We start from the raw sequence: 16,889 nt of genomic DNA on the forward strand, positions 1-16,889 counted from the left end.
CAAATGACCCTTGATACCAGGAAAAAGAATATTTTAATGGCTATCGTGCAGGATTACATTGCCACTGCGGAGCCGGTGGGCTCCCGGACCATTGCCAGAAAATATAAACTGGGGGTGAGTTCGGCAACTATTCGCAATGAAATGGCCGACCTGGAAGAGATGGGTTATATTGAGCAGCCCCATACCTCTGCCGGAAGAGTGCCCTCTGACCAGGGGTACAGGTATTATGTGGATCATTTAATGCAGCGTGAGGAGTTCAGTTCGGAAGAAGCCAAATTAATACTGAACGGCTATTTGACCAAGAAACAAGAAGTCGGTGACGTGCTTAGGAGTACCGGGCAGTTATTGTCACAGATTACCAATTATGCCGGGGTGGTAATGACTACTTGTTACGGTAAGGGTAGGTTTAAGCATATTCAGCTGGTTCATATGGGTGAAAGGCAATCTATGGTGGTGGTGGTAACCGATGCCGGGGCTGTGTATCATCGGATTATTGATATCCCGGAGAACATTGATGCCGCCGACTTGGATACTATTTCCCTTGTATTGAATCATAAGCTGCAGGGTAAAACAATTGAAAATATTCGTTTGACATTGATTAAAGAAATCTATTTTGAACTGGCCAAACAAAAACATATTTTGAATATGGCGATGGATGTGGTTCAGGAAGGGTTATCTCTGGAAACCGGGGAAAAAATATATTTGGGCAGTATATTTAATATTTTAAACCAACCCGAGTTTCATAACATAGAAAAGGTAAAAATATTGCTTAGCCTGCTGGAAAATGAACAGGAGCTGGCCAATATCATGGCTGATGTTTTCCGGGAGGAAGGCGTGACGGTGCGCATCGGCGAAGAGATGGTGGACGGCAGGATGAGAGATTACAGCCTGGTTGTGGGTACGTACCGCATGGAGGGCAAACCGGTGGGGAGTGTCGGCCTGTTGGGACCTACCAGAATGGATTATGCCCGGGCGTTTGCCGTAGTGGAATATATGACGGATAACCTTTCGCTGGTTATGGAAAGGCTGATGCGCTGGCGGGGTAAATAAACAGGTATTAGGTTATATTTATTATTTATTGTATTTATTAATAAGACCACACTATGAGCATAAAAAAACATTTAACTTTGTTTGTGGTGACCAAGGAGTGATGGTATGGGTAAAACATATTATACCAAGGTCGACGGGGAATCCGTTCGGTGCGCGGACACTGCCTGCGCGGCGCCGGGTGAGCATTTTGCTGATGATTTAAAGCAGACGGACTGCCGGGCAAACAGCGAGGCGGATAACTTCAGCGGCCCCGAAACCGTCCCTGAGGATCGGGAGATTGGTGACGCGGAGGTTCGTGCACAAGGGGAGTCGCCGGAAGAGCCTGCGGAGCAGCCGGTGGACATACAGCGGCTGAAAGAAGAGCTGGCCGGGCAAAAGGCCAAGGCTGAGGACTATGTAAACCGTCTGGTACGTTTGCAGGCTGATTTTGATAATTACCGCAAGCGTACAGTGAAGGAAAAGGAAGACTTTTTTAAATACGCCTCGGCTTCCCTATGTGAGGCGCTGCTGCCGGTGCTGGATAATTTCCAGTTGGCTCTGGCCGCCAAAGAGCAGGACCCGGCTCAAGTGGCCGAGGGGGTGGCCATGATCTTTCGGCAGCTGCAGGATGTACTGCAAAAAGAGGGACTTGCGCCGATAGCGGCAGTGGGTGAGCAATTCGACCCTACCCGGCACGAGGCGGTTATGCAAGAAATAACGGATGAATATGCCGAAAATACTGTAACAGCGGAATTGCGCCGGGGGTATTATCTAAAAGATAAACTGCTGCGCCCTGCGATGGTTAAGGTGGCTAAATCCGAAAATTAGTTGACAGCAAAATATTAGGAGGCGATAGATATGGCTAAAGTACTGGGTATTGACTTGGGTACCACCAATTCCTGTATGGCTGTTATGGAAGGCGGCGAAGGGGTGGTTATACCAAACGCCGAAGGTGGGCGTACCACCTCTTCCGTGGTGGGATTTTCCAAAACAGGTGAGCGGTTGGTGGGACAAGTGGCCAAAAACCAGGCGGTCAGCAACCCCGACCGCACCATAAGCTCTATAAAAAGGTATATGGGCTCCGATCATAAAGTAAATATAGATGGTAAGGATTATACTCCCCAGGAGATATCCGCTATGATACTGCAGAAGATGAAAGCTGACGCGGAAAGCTATCTGGGTGAAAAGGTAACCCAGGCTGTGATAACCGTACCGGCCTACTTTACCGACGCGCAGCGTCAGGCTACCAAAGATGGCGGTAAAATTGCCGGTCTTGAGGTGCTCAGGATTATTAACGAGCCTACGGCGGCAGCGCTGGCCTATGGTCTGGATAAAGGCGATGAACAAACCATATTGGTATTTGACCTGGGCGGCGGCACTTTTGACGTGTCAATTTTGGAGCTGGGTGACGGAGTGTTTGAGGTTAAGGCTACCAGCGGCAACAACCGGCTGGGCGGCGATGATTTTGACCAGCGCGTTGTGGAGTACCTTGCCGGTGAATTTAAAAAGGATACCGGTATTGATTTAAAAGGTGACCGGATGGCCATGCAGCGTCTTAAAGACGCGGCGGAAAAAGCCAAGGTGGAACTAAGCGGCGTGATGTCCGCCAATATCAATCTGCCTTTTATTACGGCCGACGCCGGCGGTCCCAAACACCTGGATATTAATCTTACCCGGGCCAAGTTCAATGAACTGACGGCGGATTTGGTGGAAAAGACTATGGGACCTACCAGGCAAGCGATGACAGACGCCGGTCTAAAGCCCCAGGATATTAATAAAGTTTTGCTGGTGGGCGGTTCCACCCGTATACCGGCAGTACAGGAAGCCATTAAGAAATACCTCCAGAAAGAACCCCACAAGGGTATTAATCCGGACGAATGTGTGGCCATTGGCGCGGCTATCCAGGGCGGTGTGCTGGCCGGTGAAGTTAAGGATGTGCTCCTGCTTGACGTTACTCCGCTTTCCCTGGGTATTGAAACCTTGGGCGGCGTGTTTACCGGATTGATTGAGCGTAATACCACTATTCCTACCTCTAAGAGCCAAGTATTTTCCACCGCCGCCGACGGTCAGACTACGGTGGAAATCCATGTGCTGCAGGGTGAGCGTTCCATGGCGGCCAATAATAAAACGCTGGGGCGGTTCCAGCTGTCCGGTATACCGCCGGCACCCCGGGGGGTACCGCAAATTGAGGTCAGCTTTGATATAGACGTTAACGGCATCGTCAATGTATCAGCCAAGGACAAAGGTACGGGCAACAGCCAGAGCATTACTATTTCAGGTGGCTCGGGTCTTAGCGACGAGGAAATTGATAAGATGGTTAAAGACGCCGAGAAGAATGCTGCGGATGACGAACGGCGCAAAGAACTGGTGGAACTGCGCAATCAGGCCGACAGTATGATTTACCAGGCTGAGAAGACTATTAAAGACCTGGGTGATAAGGCCGACAAAGATAAAGTTGAACAGGTCAACCAGGCCGCCGAACGGCTTAAAGAGGCTGTCAAGGGTGATGATATCGACGCTATTAAGGCCGCCACTGAAGAATTAACCAAACCGCTGTATGAGCTGTCCGCCGTGCTGTATCAACAGCAGCAGGCCGGGGCCGATCAGGCCGGCGGCGCCGGTGCGGGCTGTGGTGCAGGCGGTTGCGGTGCGGCACCTGGGGAGAACAAAGAAAACGTGGTGGATGCCGAGTATGAGGTAGACGAGGATAAAAAGGATAAATAAAGCTTATTTGTTTTAGTAACAGGATTTTAGTGCGTTGCGTAGAATAATTTAAGGTTGTGTGATATAAAATAACTGCCGCTGCGGGAGGGCTGTTCGAAGCCCTCCCGGTGGTGTTTGAAGTATGAGGTGGTGGATGCCGTGGCAAAGCGGGATTATTATGAGGTGCTGGGGGTTTCCCGGGACGCTTCACCGGATGAGATTAAGAAAGCTTTTCGTAAGTTGGCCCGCCAGTATCACCCCGACGCCAACAAGCAGGATCAAAACGCTGCGGAAAAGTTTAAAGAAATAGGCGAGGCCTATGAAGTGTTAAGTAATGCCGAAAAACGGGAGGCTTACGATCGTTTCGGTCACGCGGCTACAGACGGCCAGTTCAATGGTGGCTTCAGCGGCTTTGGCGGCGCTGATTTCGGTGGTATTGGCGATATATTTGATATGTTTTTCGGCGGTGGCGGGCGTCAGCGGCGGCATGGCCCCGAGCCGGGTGCTGATTTGCGGGTTGATATGGAGATTACCTTTGAGGAGGCTGCCTTTGGCTTAGAAAAGGAAATTAAAATACCTCGCATCGAAGACTGCGGCACTTGTGGCGGCAGTGGGGCGGCGCCGGGCACCACAAAGAAAAACTGTGATGTTTGTAAGGGTACGGGGCAGGTTCAGTATGCCCAGAACACTCCGTTCGGACGTATTGTGCAGTCCCGCGCTTGTGACCGCTGTCGCGGCACAGGGGTAATTATCGAAAAGCCTTGTTCCACTTGCCGGGGTTCCGGTAAAGTGCGGCGCAGCAGGACCTTAAAAGTAAAAATTCCCGCCGGAGTGGATACCGGCTCCAGGCTGCGTTTGACCGGCGAGGGAGAAGCCGGCCTGCGCGGCGGGCCGCCGGGCGATTTGTTTGTTTATATTCATGTGCGGCCTCACGCCACGTTCAAACGTGATGGCAATAATGTCATAATTGATGTATCAATCAATTTTGTTCAGGCATCTTTAGGCGATGAAATCAGTGTACCCACTTTAGAGGGTCAGGCCAAGCTGAAAGTACCGGAAGGAACGCAGTCGGGCACGGTGCTGCGCATGAAAAGCAAGGGCATTCCCGATGTGCGGGGCTATGGCCGCGGGGACCAGCATGTGCGCATTAGCGTCGTTACACCTACCCGGCTGACCGGTAAACAAAAGGATTTGCTGCGTGAATTTGCCCGTATTGAGGGTCAAAAACCGCATAGTGGAGAGAAAGGATTTTTTGAAAAAATGAAGGACGCCTTTTCCGGGTAGCAGCCGAAAGGGTGTGCCGGGTGGTCCTGGGCGACTTAGTAAATAGATTGGATTAAAGTAACAATGGATTTAAGGCGGGTATGGTATTTAAAACTGCTGCCTTTTGCGTGTTGCCTTATTTTCCGGATCACAGCCCGTTATGTAAAGTATGGCTGTTTATGATTGTATGGGAAGTCACGTTATTATTTGTCCGGAAATTTATGAAAACCAAGTTTGACCCGGGGGGTTTTGGTTTGAGATGGCTGGAGATTGCGGTTGCCGCTCCCGCTGAGCTCGTGGAAGCGGTGGCCAATGTATTTAACGAAAATGGCTCGGGCGGGGTTGTGATAGAAGACCCCGCCTTAATTGTAGATTTGCTTGCCAAAGGTACTGCCGAAACAGTGGCCCCCGCCTTAAAGCCGCCGCCAAGCGGGCAGGCTGTGGTGAAGGGGTATTTTTGCTGTGATTGTTCCCTTGCGGATCGGCTGGGGACTTTATCCCGCAGGTTCACCGATTTGTCCGTGAGTTGGCAGACCAGGGAAATCAGGGAGCAGGATTGGGCTACTGCTTGGCAGGAGTATTACAAGCCGGTGCGGGTGGGTAAGAATATTGTTATAAAACCATCTTGGGAGGATTACATTGCCCGGGTGGGGGAAACCGTCATTGAACTGGATCCCGGCATGGCCTTTGGCTGCGGAACTCACGCTACCACGGCCATGTGTCTGGCTTTACTTGAAGAATTGGCGCCGGGCTGTGCAGTGGTTTATGATGTTGGTACGGGGTCGGGCATATTGTCTGTGGCGGCCGCGCTGCTGGGTGCCCGGCAGGTGATCGCTGTGGATATAGATGAGCCGGCGGTGCGGGCGGCCCGTGAAAACGTCGAGCGTAACGGTGTAGCCGACCGGGTTGCGGTAGTGCGGGGCAACCTGTTGGATAACATGACGGGTGGTCGGGCCGATCTGGTGGTGGCCAATATTATTGCCGATGTGATTATCCGCCTGGCCCCGGATGCCGCAGCGGCGCTAAAACCCGGCGGCAGGCTGATCGCCTCGGGAATTATCAATGACCGGGCCGGTGAGGTGCGTCAGGCCCTGGGTGATGTCGGGCTTGAGCCTGTAAAGGAGCTAACCGGGGGCGAGTGGGTGGCCATGGTTTATCGCAGGCCCGACCTTTCGGTGCCGGGTACCGGGTGTTGAAAGTTGAAAGTTGAAAGGTTGGCCGGGGATGCTCATGCCGGATGATAAAAAGTTCTATAAGTTTGCCAGGCTAAAGAGTTAGCCGCTTTTAAGGTTGTGATCAGAAATGCCCAGGTTTTTTGTGCCGCCGGAACAGGTGCGAGGTGACAGCGTTACCGTTACAGGTCCGGAGGTTAACCATATTAAAAGAGTATTACGACTGGGCCCGGGGGATATAATTACTTTACTGGACGGTCTCGGTAATTTTTATGAAAGCCGCATTGAAGGCTCGGCGGGAGACGTTATCATGTGCAGGGTGCTCCGGAGGGGTGCGGCCGGCGGTGAACCTCCCCTGCGGGTGGTGTTGGTGCAGGGATTGGCCAAGGGCGATCGGATGGATACTGTCGTTCAAAAGGGAACTGAACTGGGGGCGGCGGCTTTTTGGCCCGTGCTTTGCAAACGCAGTGTGGTGCGCCTGGACGCATCCAAAAAGGCTGCCCGGCTGCAGCGCTGGCAGCGCATCGCGGCCGGGGCCGCCAAACAGTGCCGCCGGGCGCTGGTTCCCGAGGTGCTGCAGCCGTTGGATTGGTCTGCGGCCCTTAACATTATACCGCCCGGCGCACTGGTTTTGGTCCCCTGGGAAAATGAGACAGGTTGTACGCTTAAAGAAGTATTGCAAAGCCGGTCCAGGCCGGATGAGGTTTATTTGTTAATCGGCCCCGAAGGCGGTCTGGAGGATAATGAAGTTGAAGAAGCCCGCCTGCGGGGGGGCATCCCCGTTACACTGGGGCCGCGCATACTGCGTACGGAAACGGCCGGTCCGGCTGTAGTGGCCATGATATTATACCAGTGGGGCGATTTGGGGGGTAATCTTTTACATGTCTGAAAAGAAGGTGGCCTTGACCACTTTGGGCTGCAAGGTCAACCAGTATGAGTCGGCGGCACTGGAGGAATTATTCCGGCGGCGTGGTTACCGGGTGGTGGACTTTGACAGCCCGGCGGATGTTTACATAATTAATACCTGTACGGTGACCCACCTGGGAGATCGCAAATCCAGGCAGCTCATTCGGCGGGCCGGCAGAACCAATCCCGAGGCCGTGGTGGCGGTAACGGGCTGCTATGCTCAAACGGCGCCCGATGAGGTGCTGAAAGTGGAGGGTGTCGATTTGGTGGTGGGTGCCGGGCACCGGGCGGATATTGTGGATCTGGTGGAAAGCGTGTCCAAAGGAAACCAAATAAAGGCGGTTGAGGACATTGCCCGGTGCCGGGAGTTCGAAGAGCTGCCCGGCGAATCGCACCAGGGCCGGGTGCGGGCGTTTCTAAAAATTCAGGAGGGCTGCGAAAACTACTGTGCTTACTGTATTATTCCCTATGCCCGGGGACCTCTGCGCAGCCGCGCACCGGAAAACGTGCTGGACGGGGTGCGCAGTCTGGTGGCGCGCGGCTTTAAAGAAGTGGTACTCACCGGTATTCATACCGGTGCTTACGGTCGTGATAAACACGAAGGTGTCAACTTGGTTCGGTTGCTGGCTTCGCTGGCTAATGTGCCGGGTCTGGTCAGACTGCGGCTCAGTTCTTTGGAGCCAAATGATATTACTCCGGAATTGTTGGATTTGATGGCGGAGGGGCCGCCGTTTTGCCGGCATCTGCACATCCCCCTGCAAAGCGGGGATGATTATATTTTAAAGAGAATGAGGCGGCGCTACGATACGAACTTTTTTCGCAGGCTGGCAGCGGGCGTGCGTGACAAATTGCCCGAGGCGGGTATAACCACCGATATTATGGTGGGCTTTCCCGGTGAAGAGGACGAACATTTTAGGAATGGCTGTGCTTTTGTCCGGGAGATGCGGTTTTCGGCTCTGCATGTGTTTAAATATTCTCCGCGCCGGGGTACGCCGGCGGCGGAATTTCCCGGACAGGTGGATCCCCGGGTTAAGGAAATGCGCAGTCGGGAGCTAATAAACATTGGTTATGCACTGGCCCGTTCTTTTGCCGCCCGGCATTTGGACAAAATCTTACCCGTGCTGGTGGAGCAGGCCGTCGATGTAGGCGAAGACTCTTCCCGGCGAGTGGACCAAAGCTCTTCAGGCGGTGATGCGGCGGAATTACCCGCCGCCGGGGAAGTATATGAAGGCCTGACCGATAATTATATACGCGTGTTTTTCCCGGCCCGGGAAAAATGGCGGGGACAACTGGCTGATGTAAAAGTAACCGCACTTAGTGGCGCCGGGCTAAAAGGAAGAATAATTTATAAATAAGGCAGGATTTAGAGGTGTTGTGTTGAAATGTAATATCATGCCTTAAATCACCGTTATGCTTATGTTTTTAGGGAGGAGGTGGAAGAAAGTGCAGGATTGTATTTTCTGTAAGATAATTAAGAGGGAAATCCCGGCTGATATTGTGTACGAGGATGACCATGTACTGGCGTTCAAGGATATTCAACCGGCCGCCCCCACCCACCTTTTATTTATACCCAAGAAGCATATTCCCACGTTTTTTGATTTGCAGCCCGAGGACAGCCACATTCTGGGGGAACTGCAAAAAGCCGTTGCCAATGTGGCAAAAGACATGGGACTTTCGGAGCGGGGATTTAGGCTTGTTTCCAATTGCATGAAGGATGCCGGTCAGTTGGTTTGGCATATACACTATCATTTTATGGCCGGTAGGACCTTCCAATGGCCGCCGGGGTAATTGACTGCCCGGAAAGCATATTGTATAATATTATGGTGTGGCAATTTCTATTTGGAGGTTGTTTTTTAGTTTGATTTTAGAGCAAGTTTTACGGTTTAAGCGGAGGGGAGGGAAGAGTCAGTGGCAGAAGTTAGAGTAGGCAAGAATGAAACCCTGGACAGTGCCCTCCGGCGTTTTAAACGCACCTGTCAAAAGGCAGGGGTTCTCGCTGAAGCCAGAAAACATGAACACTACGAAAAGCCCAGCGTAAAGAGAAAGAAAAAATCAGAAGCTGCTCGTAAGCGCAAGGCCAAATTTTCCAGATCCTTTTAATTTTATGTTATCCACAGACCTTGCGCGGTCTTAATTAACAAACGTATATGCCCGGTGCTTAAATAGCGCCGGGCATTTAAAATATCTTGATTTCCCAGCTTATTATAGTTTACGAGCATACGATAATGATAAAGCAGATTCCTGGAGTAAAATCTTTGTGTAAATGTATTGTTGGGTACAACCCATGATTAACTGTGCAATGGAGGTGGTTTCCGATGTTGCCGGAACTGGTTCCGTGGTTGGCCGCCTTGGCCTTTTTGCTGGGTATTTTGGCGCTGGTGCTGGAAATATTTATATTGGGCTTCGGTGTGGCCGGCCTGGTGGGTATTATATTAATCGGCTGGGGTATAGTGCTGTTAAGTGTAGATGTTGCTCTTACTTTTAAGTCCCTTGTGATTGCCCTTACGGCCAGTATAATTATATTTATTATTGGTATTAAGGTTATGTCCAGGTTTAATCTCTGGCAGCGGCTTACTCTGGTTAGCAGGCAGCGTAATGATGAAGGGTACAGGGCGTCCAGGGCGGAATTGGCGGATTATGCCGGCCGGGAGGGTATTACCTTGACTCCGCTGCGCCCGTCCGGGGCTGCTCAGGTAGGCGAAGAACGCCTGGATGTGGTCAGTGAGGGAGGATTTATTCCGTCCGGGGCCAAGATCAAGGTGGTGCGCGTGGAGGGCATTCGTATAGTAGTGCGGGCGTGGGAGTGAATTTAAAAGACATCCGTGCCGTTTGCACCGCACCATCAGAAAATGAAAATTGACCCGGCACCAGCTAAACGGTACTATTATTGGGGCGGCATATGTAACGGCGGGGCCGGGGTGAAGGCGGGCAGTGGGGCTAAACGGCACCGTTATTGGGATAGCATGCTTTCTATTACGCCGAGGAGCGGTAAATCCTTTGCGGAATAGAATATATAGATCGCTGCGGTGTATTGCAAACTGTGTTAAGGGTAATAGTATAATTTACCGGTTGCGGTTATGGAAAGAAATCAGTCGGGTAAAGATATATTAATATATATAGACATCCATGCCGCTGTCGCTACACCGGCGGAAGATAAAAATTTTATTTTCAGGATAGAATACAACTTTTGGTATGGCTGTCTATAGTAAATTATTAACTGCAATATATCGGAGCTGTAACTCAAACATTGTGTCTATATATAGATTTATAGGCCCATAATGATATGCCGGAAGTTTAGTGAACAATAATAATTATGAGGGGGTATTTAATGCTTGCCGGTGTTACTTTTTTAATTTTAGTGGTACTGATTATACTGGCCGTAGTGATTTTATTCAGCTTTATCCCGGTGGGATTGTGGATTTCCGCTCTGGCTGCCGGTGTGCGGGTGGGTATTGTCACCCTTATCGGCATGCGTTTGCGCCGGGTGCTTCCGTCTCGTATCGTTAATCCGCTGATTAAAGCTTACAAAGCCGGACTGGATATAACAGTGGATCAGCTGGAAGCCCATTATCTGGCCGGCGGCAACGTGGACCGAGTGGTGGATGCGCTGATTGCTTCGGAACGGGCTAATATCAATTTGCTCTTTGAGCGGGCAGCCGCCATTGATTTGGCGGGCCGCAATGTTTTGGAGGCCGTACAGATGAGCGTCAACCCCAAGGTTATCCAGACACCTCTGGTATCCGCGGTGGCCAAGGATGGTATCGAAGTGAAGGTAATGGCCCGGGTAACGGTGCGGGCAAATATTGACCGGCTGGTGGGCGGTGCCGGTGAGGAAACCGTTTTGGCCAGGGTGGGTGAGGGAGTAGTATCTACTGTGGGCTCAATGGACAATCACAAAGAGGTGCTGGAAAACCCCGATTCTATTTCCCGCACTGTGCTGGGAAAAGGACTCGATGCGGGTACTGCCTTTGAAATACTGTCGATTGATATTGCCGACGTTGATGTGGGCCGGAACATCGGTGCCACACTGCAAATGGATCAAGCCGAGGCCGATAAGAATATTGCCCAGGCTAAGGCTGAAGAACGGCGTGCTATGGCGGTGGCTCGGGAACAGGAAATGCGGGCGGCCGTGGAGGAAATGCGGGCCAAGGTGGTGGAGGCCGAGGCCGAAGTGCCAAAGGCCCTGGCCGATGCATTCCGACAGGGCAATCTGGGGGTTATGGATTATTATAATATGCAAAATATACTGGCCGACACCGGTATGCGGCAGAATATATCCAAGATGGGTGACAATAAGGAGGATAAGGAAGGCGGTAGTTATCCTTCCAAATGACAGCCCATCAAGTGATTCCCGGAAAGCTTGTCAAAACTCCATTGGGTGCGGGGAGGTTTAGCCCTTGTCGTCAATTATTATTATTTTGATCATCGCCTATGTGATTATGAGCAAATTCATGGGCCGGGATGGCCGTAACATGCCGGAAAGGTCTGCCGGCCGTCTCCCGGAGGATATCGAACAATCCTTTCCTGATTACGCAGCTTCGCGCAGTGACGACGGCCCGCTGACCGGACCGTGGAATACATCCCCACGCAGTAGCGACGGTCCGTTGCCCGGCCCGTGGAATACATCCGCCGGCGGCGGTGAGGATGGCCCGCTGCCCGGCCCGTGGGAACCGGACTCTCCTCCCGCCGCTGAAGATAAACCGCGGTCAGCGCCGGAGCCGGAAGATGAGCCGCGGACCCCGCGGCGAGAGCGGGAACAAGCTTACTCCGCCGGTGTCCCGGCCTCGGAATTGGGCGAGAAAGCTTACGCCGGGCCTCGTAAACCTTCTCGGGCAGCGGCGGCGGAAGGGATGGCCTGCTCCACTGATCATGCGAGTGCTGCTTCGCTCCAGCCATCCCCGGCGGCTCCGCGGCAGCGGCATGCCGGTAACCCTCTGGCAGTTGCATTGCGCAGTAAAAAAGCTCTGGTAGGGAGTATGATCATTGGTGAATTATTAAACTCCCGTGGCGGAAGGATTAAAAGAAAGCCGGGGCAATTTTGATTAAATTCCAAGACTTCCACTTCTATAAATGGGAGTTCCTATTTTTACTTCAGGTGGGGTAGAATCCCCATCTGAAGCCCCGATGTTCAGCTTTAGCTGAATGAGTTTACTGCATTATCAATAATTGCCGGTGATATTTTTAAAGTGCCGGGTATTGGTCAATTATCCGAATAATTAGGACCGTTAGCGGCACCAAAACACAAGCCGGTACTTCCTTCTTTGGGATACAAGGAAGACCGGCCATATGGTTTTACTTCATTTTTTTCTTGATAAAATAACCCTCCGGATCTATCTCTTCACGTACCAGCCTGATTTCTTCCAAGGTCGGCGGCTCAAACTGGTATACATTATCGTCGACCAGCAGTTCAAAACCTGTGTTTTCCTGTACGCTTTGCACCGTTTCCCCGGGCATGGTCGCTAAAAGCTTCATGCGGTGTGTTTTAGCGTCAAACCCCAGCAGTGCGCGGGTGGTAATGACCCGGTATGGTCCCTTGCCTGCCAGACCCGCCTTTTTACGGGCATCGGGGCTGCCATCCAAAAAGCCGGGACTGGTCAGGTAGCTTAGTTTTTCTTTAAAACGCCTCTTTTCGTGAACCATGATAATCATAATTCGCTCGCAGGAGGCGGCCACATCACTGGCGCCGCCGCTGCCGGGCAGGCGAACCTTGGGGGTCTGGTAGTTTTGAGGAAACTCCCCGATCATGGTGGAGTTCAGGTTGCCGTAGGCATCTATCTCAGCACCGCCGATGAAGCCGTAATCGCAGAAACCTCGCTGGGCCAATTCAAAGGCGGAATTAAGCCCCTGCAGGTACATAGCCTTGCTGGTGGTGCGTGAGTCACCCACGGAAAGCGGCAGCCCCCTGGTTAGCCGCGGTCCCACCGCTCCGGACTCAAACACCGGTATAATGCCCGCAGCGTGGGTTAGCTGGGCCAGGGTTATGGCTACCATTGGTAATCCGGTGCCCGCAAATACTACCTTATTATTTTCCAGTGTTCGGGCCCCGGCTACCACGATCATTTCCTGGGGGGAAAAATCGTCGGCGTAGTAATCCAGAATTTCCATATTACATACCTCCCCGGGTGCCCGGCTGTTTTATCTGCCCGGCCGGTGTCTTTAAATCCGCCCTTGTTACGCCCTGAATGAGACGGAAGTCTCTAATTTCAATTTGTTGAATATACTGCAGCTGTTTATACGGTATTTGGCTTAAAAATTCTGCTGTGTTCCGAGCTCCGAAAATATAACGGTCATAATAATTTTCCAGAAGTTTATGGTCACCTTTTCGAAAAGCTTCCCCGGCCACATGCAATTCTTTGATATGTTGATCATCAAAATAATAATGACTGTGGCAGTTGCCGGGGTAGGCGCCAAAGGGTACTTCCACTACTGCGTCCACGGAAAAATAAGGTATGTTCACACGGTTGGGGTCATTGACGATATCTTCATGCTCTGCTATCCGCTCGCAGGTCAATATGGTATAACCCGAAGCCATAGCTATTTCAGGGCAGGTAAACAGCGGCCCTTGGATTCTACAGTTGCCGTAGATATCAGCTTCTTGTACATGTACCAGCGCCACATGGGGGTGAGCGGCGGGCAGCAATGCCACCGGTTCGCCTGTGAACGGACAGTCCATCAATTGCGAGCGGTTGGCTTGCATAACATCGCTGCCCAGCGGGCTGCGGCAGGGGATGAACGGTATGCCCATGGCGCCGGCTCTAAACCTGGCGGACATATTGAAGTTGCTCCAGTCTTCCAATTCAACTTGACCGCTTTCCGCCAAATACCGGAAAAGAGGCGATAAGCCAAATGATTCATGTGCCCAATAAGCTAATTCCAGTCGTCTGATTGAACACTGGGCCGGGTTGAGAACCATTGCGCCGGCCAGATATTCCACGGCCAGGCCGGCGGATTGAAACGAAAGGGTTAAATCCTTTTTCCCCTGCCTAATGATTTCGTGAATTGCGGCCACGGGCTGGCGGCTGTTGACAAAACCGGCTATACCAATGTTGTGGCCGTCTTTGACAAATGTGCCGATGGCTTCGGCCAGTCCCATACGCTTGTCCTTTTTAGATTTATCCTTGTTAACAAGAACTTCCCTGGCCTCATCCGGCGTAAATCCAGTCCAGTACATAAATCCCTCCGTTTTGTGTGTAATTTCAATGTTAGCACAACTATTATAGCATATAACGCCGGTTAATTAGTTTTATAACATCTAAAAATACAAAATACATAAAAGTGAATATTTCGACAAAAATTTCCATGCGTAAAGGCAAGCTCTAAGCGCGTAGCGTTAGGCAACGGTGATAACTTTTTGCAGCCCTATAAGCCAGTTGTTAATTTCGAACATATTGGAGACATCCCCCAACAGCAGTTTTTCTTTAAGGTGATAATATTCCAGGCAAGTGCCGCAGGAAAGCACGGCGGTGCCCGCGGCATGTAATTGTTCAAGCTGTTCACGCACAGAAGTGCCTTCACAGGTTAAAAACACCCCGGTATTTAAAAACAACAGCGCCGCGGGCGGCGGAGTCATGGCGGCCAGGGTGGTGAACAAGCTTTTCATCAGCACCTGTCCCAGATCCGGCGAGCCTTGGCCAAGTATGTTTGAGGTAATGAAATAAACCGGCCCGCCAGTGGGTGTTGCAGAAGTTTGGGTGTGGGTCGTATTTTCATTGGTTTGATCGTTCGCTGGCGTAGTGCCGTTGCGGGCTATGGTTAAATGGTAAGCGTTGTCTTTTTGCTGTTCACTGACCTGGTAACCTGCGTTCTTGGCGAACAGCATAACGTTTTGCCGGGCAATGTCGTTATCTACAATAGTGGTGATGATGACGGCGTCAGTGTCCGCTTCTTCCAGCGCCTTTTTTGTGTTGATTACCGGGTGCGGGCAGGCCAGCCCGCGGCAGTCCACTAATTTGCGATTCATTATAAACCTCCTTGGGATGCTGATAGCGGAATTATATTAAACATTATTAAAGCTCAGTTGTCCCTATATTACACTGATCAGCCTATCTTGGGGCGGCAGCACCCGCCCTATCACAGCGGAAGGTACGCCCCGGTTTGTCAGGTCCTCGACAAGCCGGTCGGCCAATGTATCGGCCACGGCTATAAGCAGCCCGCCCGATGTTTGGGGGTCGAACATGATCATTTGTTCTTCGGGTCTGAGCGAATTGTCTAAGGTTACTTTATTACCCAGGTGTTCTTTATTGTCATAAGCGCCGGCTGGTATTATACCCATGCCGGCCATTTCTTTTGTTTCCGGCAGCAGCGGCAGCGCGGAAAAGCGGATTTCCAGACAGACCTGGCTGGCCGCGGCCATTTCGGCGGCATGTCCCAGCAGGCCAAAGCCGGTGATATCCGTACAGGCGCTGGCTTTATGCCGCTGCATGGCCGCGGATGCCTCCTTATTTAAGGCGGACATGCATTGTACCGCCTGCCTGACCGTTTCAGGCGACAGCAGGTCGGCTTTAATAGCGGTATTAATAATACCGGTGCCCAGAGGTTTGGTTAATACCAGACGGTCGCCGGGCCGAGCGGCGGCATTGGAAATAATGTTTGCCGGCGGCGCTATGCCGGTTACCGCCAGGCCATATTTAGGCTCATCGTCACGCACCGTATGCCCCCCGGCTATAATACCGCCTGCTTCCACTACTTTATCTGCTCCGCCTTTTAAGATTTCCCCCAGTACGGCGGGGGGCAGGCAGTCGGGGAAGCAAACGATATTCAGGGCCAAAAGCGGCCGGCCTCCCATAGCATAAACATCACTTAAGGCATTGGCCGCGGCAATTTGGCCGAATAAATAAGGGTCATCTACCATAGGTGTAAAAAAATCAACGGTTTGTATTAAAGCCTGGTGATCATTTAGGCGGTAAACGGCTGCATCATCTGAAGTATTTAATCCCACCATAAGGCGCGGGTCTTGAGCTACGGGTAAATGCCGCAGTACCTGCGACAGGGTGTGAGGCCCTATTTTAGCCGCTCACCCGGAGGTCTTGGCCAGGCTGGTAAGCTTTATTTGTTTTCCGGTCATTATCTGATCGGCCTCCTTTCTTATAGCATGTCACTTATCGGAGATTAAAATAGGCGGACATATTTTAGCCTGACTAGCTTGGCGTAAGCTTTCAGCTTCCGTAAGTGGGAGTAGAACGCCAACCAAGTCATGCATTTGCGGTTCTAAAATTCATGGGGAGTTGAATCTCCCTCTGAATTTTAGAACTTGCTTTAATGTTAGCATGTCAGTCGAATATTCTTTTTATATTTTAATGATTCCTTTATATAATACATAAAATAATTTTATACAACAGCCGGGATGTACAAAAAACGCTTATTTTATATTTGGGACGGCTATAAAAACCCGGCAAAAGGTATACATTAAAGGTAGCCTTATGATAAAATTTGTGGGTGTATTAGTTTAACGATATATAAGGAGGTAGGAACATTGCAGCCAATTCAAGTAATTGTTTTTGGACTTAACGCTCCGGTACCCCATATCGGCTGAGGTCCCAGTCCATCCGCAGGTTGCGGGTCGGAAAAAACCATGAAACAAGAGGCCGAGGATTTGGGCGTTGCTTTAAAGGGAAGCTTTGGCGACGAGGTTGACGTAAAATTTGTAGATGTATCAACGGACGCACTAAAGGAGTACCCTAAAATTGAATCTATTTTGCCCCGTGTGCGTTTACCGCTTACGGTAATTAATGAGGAGCCCCGCTTCCACGGCGGCATATCCGCCGATGTTATTTCGGATGCCCTGCGGGACATGGCAAAAGGGCAGAGTAATTAACT

General features: G+C 51.3%; 17 protein-coding genes. 13 read left to right on the forward strand and 4 right to left on the reverse strand.

What is annotated here, in order from left to right; translation table 11 throughout:
- Positions 1-3 precede the first annotated feature (3 nt).
- From hrcA to ABDB91_RS05355, 12 genes are all read left to right on the forward strand, one after another.
- Positions 4-1,050: a heat-inducible transcriptional repressor HrcA gene (gene hrcA / locus ABDB91_RS05300; RefSeq protein WP_347490574.1), complete on the forward strand. Its 1,047-nt coding sequence runs from the start codon at positions 4-6 to the stop codon at positions 1,048-1,050.
- A 105-nt stretch (positions 1,051-1,155) separates the two neighbouring features.
- Positions 1,156-1,857, forward strand: coding sequence for a nucleotide exchange factor GrpE (gene grpE, locus ABDB91_RS05305; RefSeq protein WP_347490575.1), 702 nt, complete (start codon positions 1,156-1,158; stop codon positions 1,855-1,857).
- Positions 1,858-1,887: 30 nt separating this feature from the next.
- On the forward strand, positions 1,888-3,753 hold the full coding sequence (gene dnaK, locus ABDB91_RS05310) for a molecular chaperone DnaK (protein ID WP_347490576.1): 1,866 nt from the start codon (positions 1,888-1,890) through the stop codon (positions 3,751-3,753).
- Positions 3,754-3,891: 138 nt separating this feature from the next.
- Positions 3,892-5,016, forward strand: coding sequence for a molecular chaperone DnaJ (gene dnaJ, locus ABDB91_RS05315; protein WP_347490577.1), 1,125 nt, complete (start codon positions 3,892-3,894; stop codon positions 5,014-5,016).
- Positions 5,017-5,249: 233 nt separating this feature from the next.
- A complete protein-coding gene (gene prmA, locus ABDB91_RS05320) occupies positions 5,250-6,191 on the forward strand; it encodes a 50S ribosomal protein L11 methyltransferase (protein ID WP_347490578.1) in 942 nt (313 codons plus the stop codon).
- A 106-nt stretch (positions 6,192-6,297) separates the two neighbouring features.
- The gene (locus tag ABDB91_RS05325; RefSeq protein WP_347490579.1) at positions 6,298-7,056 is read left to right on the forward strand and encodes a 16S rRNA (uracil(1498)-N(3))-methyltransferase; all 759 of its coding nucleotides are present in this window, start codon (positions 6,298-6,300) and stop codon (positions 7,054-7,056) included.
- On the forward strand, positions 7,049-8,428 hold the full coding sequence (gene mtaB, locus ABDB91_RS05330; RefSeq protein WP_347490580.1) for a tRNA (N(6)-L-threonylcarbamoyladenosine(37)-C(2))-methylthiotransferase MtaB: 1,380 nt from the start codon (positions 7,049-7,051) through the stop codon (positions 8,426-8,428). The genes ABDB91_RS05325 and mtaB overlap by 8 nt, the downstream gene beginning before the upstream one ends.
- Before the next feature lie 88 nt (positions 8,429-8,516).
- On the forward strand, positions 8,517-8,861 hold the full coding sequence (locus tag ABDB91_RS05335; protein WP_347490581.1) for a histidine triad nucleotide-binding protein: 345 nt from the start codon (positions 8,517-8,519) through the stop codon (positions 8,859-8,861).
- Between the two features lie 120 nt (positions 8,862-8,981).
- Entirely contained in the window at positions 8,982-9,173 is a 192-nt protein-coding gene (gene rpsU / locus ABDB91_RS05340) for a 30S ribosomal protein S21 (protein ID WP_347490582.1), read from the forward strand.
- Positions 9,174-9,388: 215 nt separating this feature from the next.
- Positions 9,389-9,880: an NfeD family protein gene (locus ABDB91_RS05345; protein ID WP_347490583.1), complete on the forward strand. Its 492-nt coding sequence runs from the start codon at positions 9,389-9,391 to the stop codon at positions 9,878-9,880.
- Between the two features lie 521 nt (positions 9,881-10,401).
- Positions 10,402-11,406, forward strand: coding sequence for a flotillin-like protein FloA (floA, locus tag ABDB91_RS05350; RefSeq protein WP_347490584.1), 1,005 nt, complete (start codon positions 10,402-10,404; stop codon positions 11,404-11,406).
- A 64-nt stretch (positions 11,407-11,470) separates the two neighbouring features.
- Positions 11,471-12,115, forward strand: coding sequence for a hypothetical protein (locus ABDB91_RS05355; protein ID WP_347490585.1), 645 nt, complete (start codon positions 11,471-11,473; stop codon positions 12,113-12,115).
- A 250-nt stretch (positions 12,116-12,365) separates the two neighbouring features.
- Here ABDB91_RS05355 and ABDB91_RS05360 read toward each other — a convergent pair whose 3' ends face one another.
- The 4 genes from ABDB91_RS05360 to selD form a co-directional block, all read right to left on the reverse strand.
- Positions 12,366-13,178 carry a CoA-transferase gene (locus ABDB91_RS05360; protein ID WP_347490586.1) on the reverse strand — a complete coding sequence of 271 codons (813 nt, stop codon included), beginning with the start codon at positions 13,176-13,178 and terminating at the stop codon, positions 12,366-12,368.
- A 1-nt stretch (position 13,179) separates the two neighbouring features.
- A complete protein-coding gene (locus ABDB91_RS05365) occupies positions 13,180-14,244 on the reverse strand; it encodes a CoA-transferase (RefSeq protein WP_347490587.1) in 1,065 nt (354 codons plus the stop codon).
- A gap of 159 nt (positions 14,245-14,403) precedes the next feature.
- Positions 14,404-15,033 carry a sulfurtransferase-like selenium metabolism protein YedF gene (yedF, locus tag ABDB91_RS05370; protein WP_347490588.1) on the reverse strand — a complete coding sequence of 210 codons (630 nt, stop codon included), beginning with the start codon at positions 15,031-15,033 and terminating at the stop codon, positions 14,404-14,406.
- A gap of 63 nt (positions 15,034-15,096) precedes the next feature.
- Positions 15,097-16,137 (reverse strand): selenide, water dikinase SelD, encoded by a 1,041-nt coding sequence (gene selD, locus ABDB91_RS05375; RefSeq protein ID WP_347490589.1) that lies wholly within the window; start codon positions 16,135-16,137, stop codon positions 15,097-15,099.
- A 507-nt stretch (positions 16,138-16,644) separates the two neighbouring features.
- Here selD and ABDB91_RS05380 point away from each other — a divergent pair.
- The gene (locus tag ABDB91_RS05380; protein WP_347490590.1) at positions 16,645-16,887 is read left to right on the forward strand and encodes a hypothetical protein; all 243 of its coding nucleotides are present in this window, start codon (positions 16,645-16,647) and stop codon (positions 16,885-16,887) included.
- Positions 16,888-16,889: the final 2 nt, after the last annotated feature.

It is taken from the genome of Desulfoscipio sp. XC116 (assembly GCF_039851975.1).
GTDB lineage: Bacteria > Bacillota > Desulfotomaculia > Desulfotomaculales > Desulfallaceae > Sporotomaculum.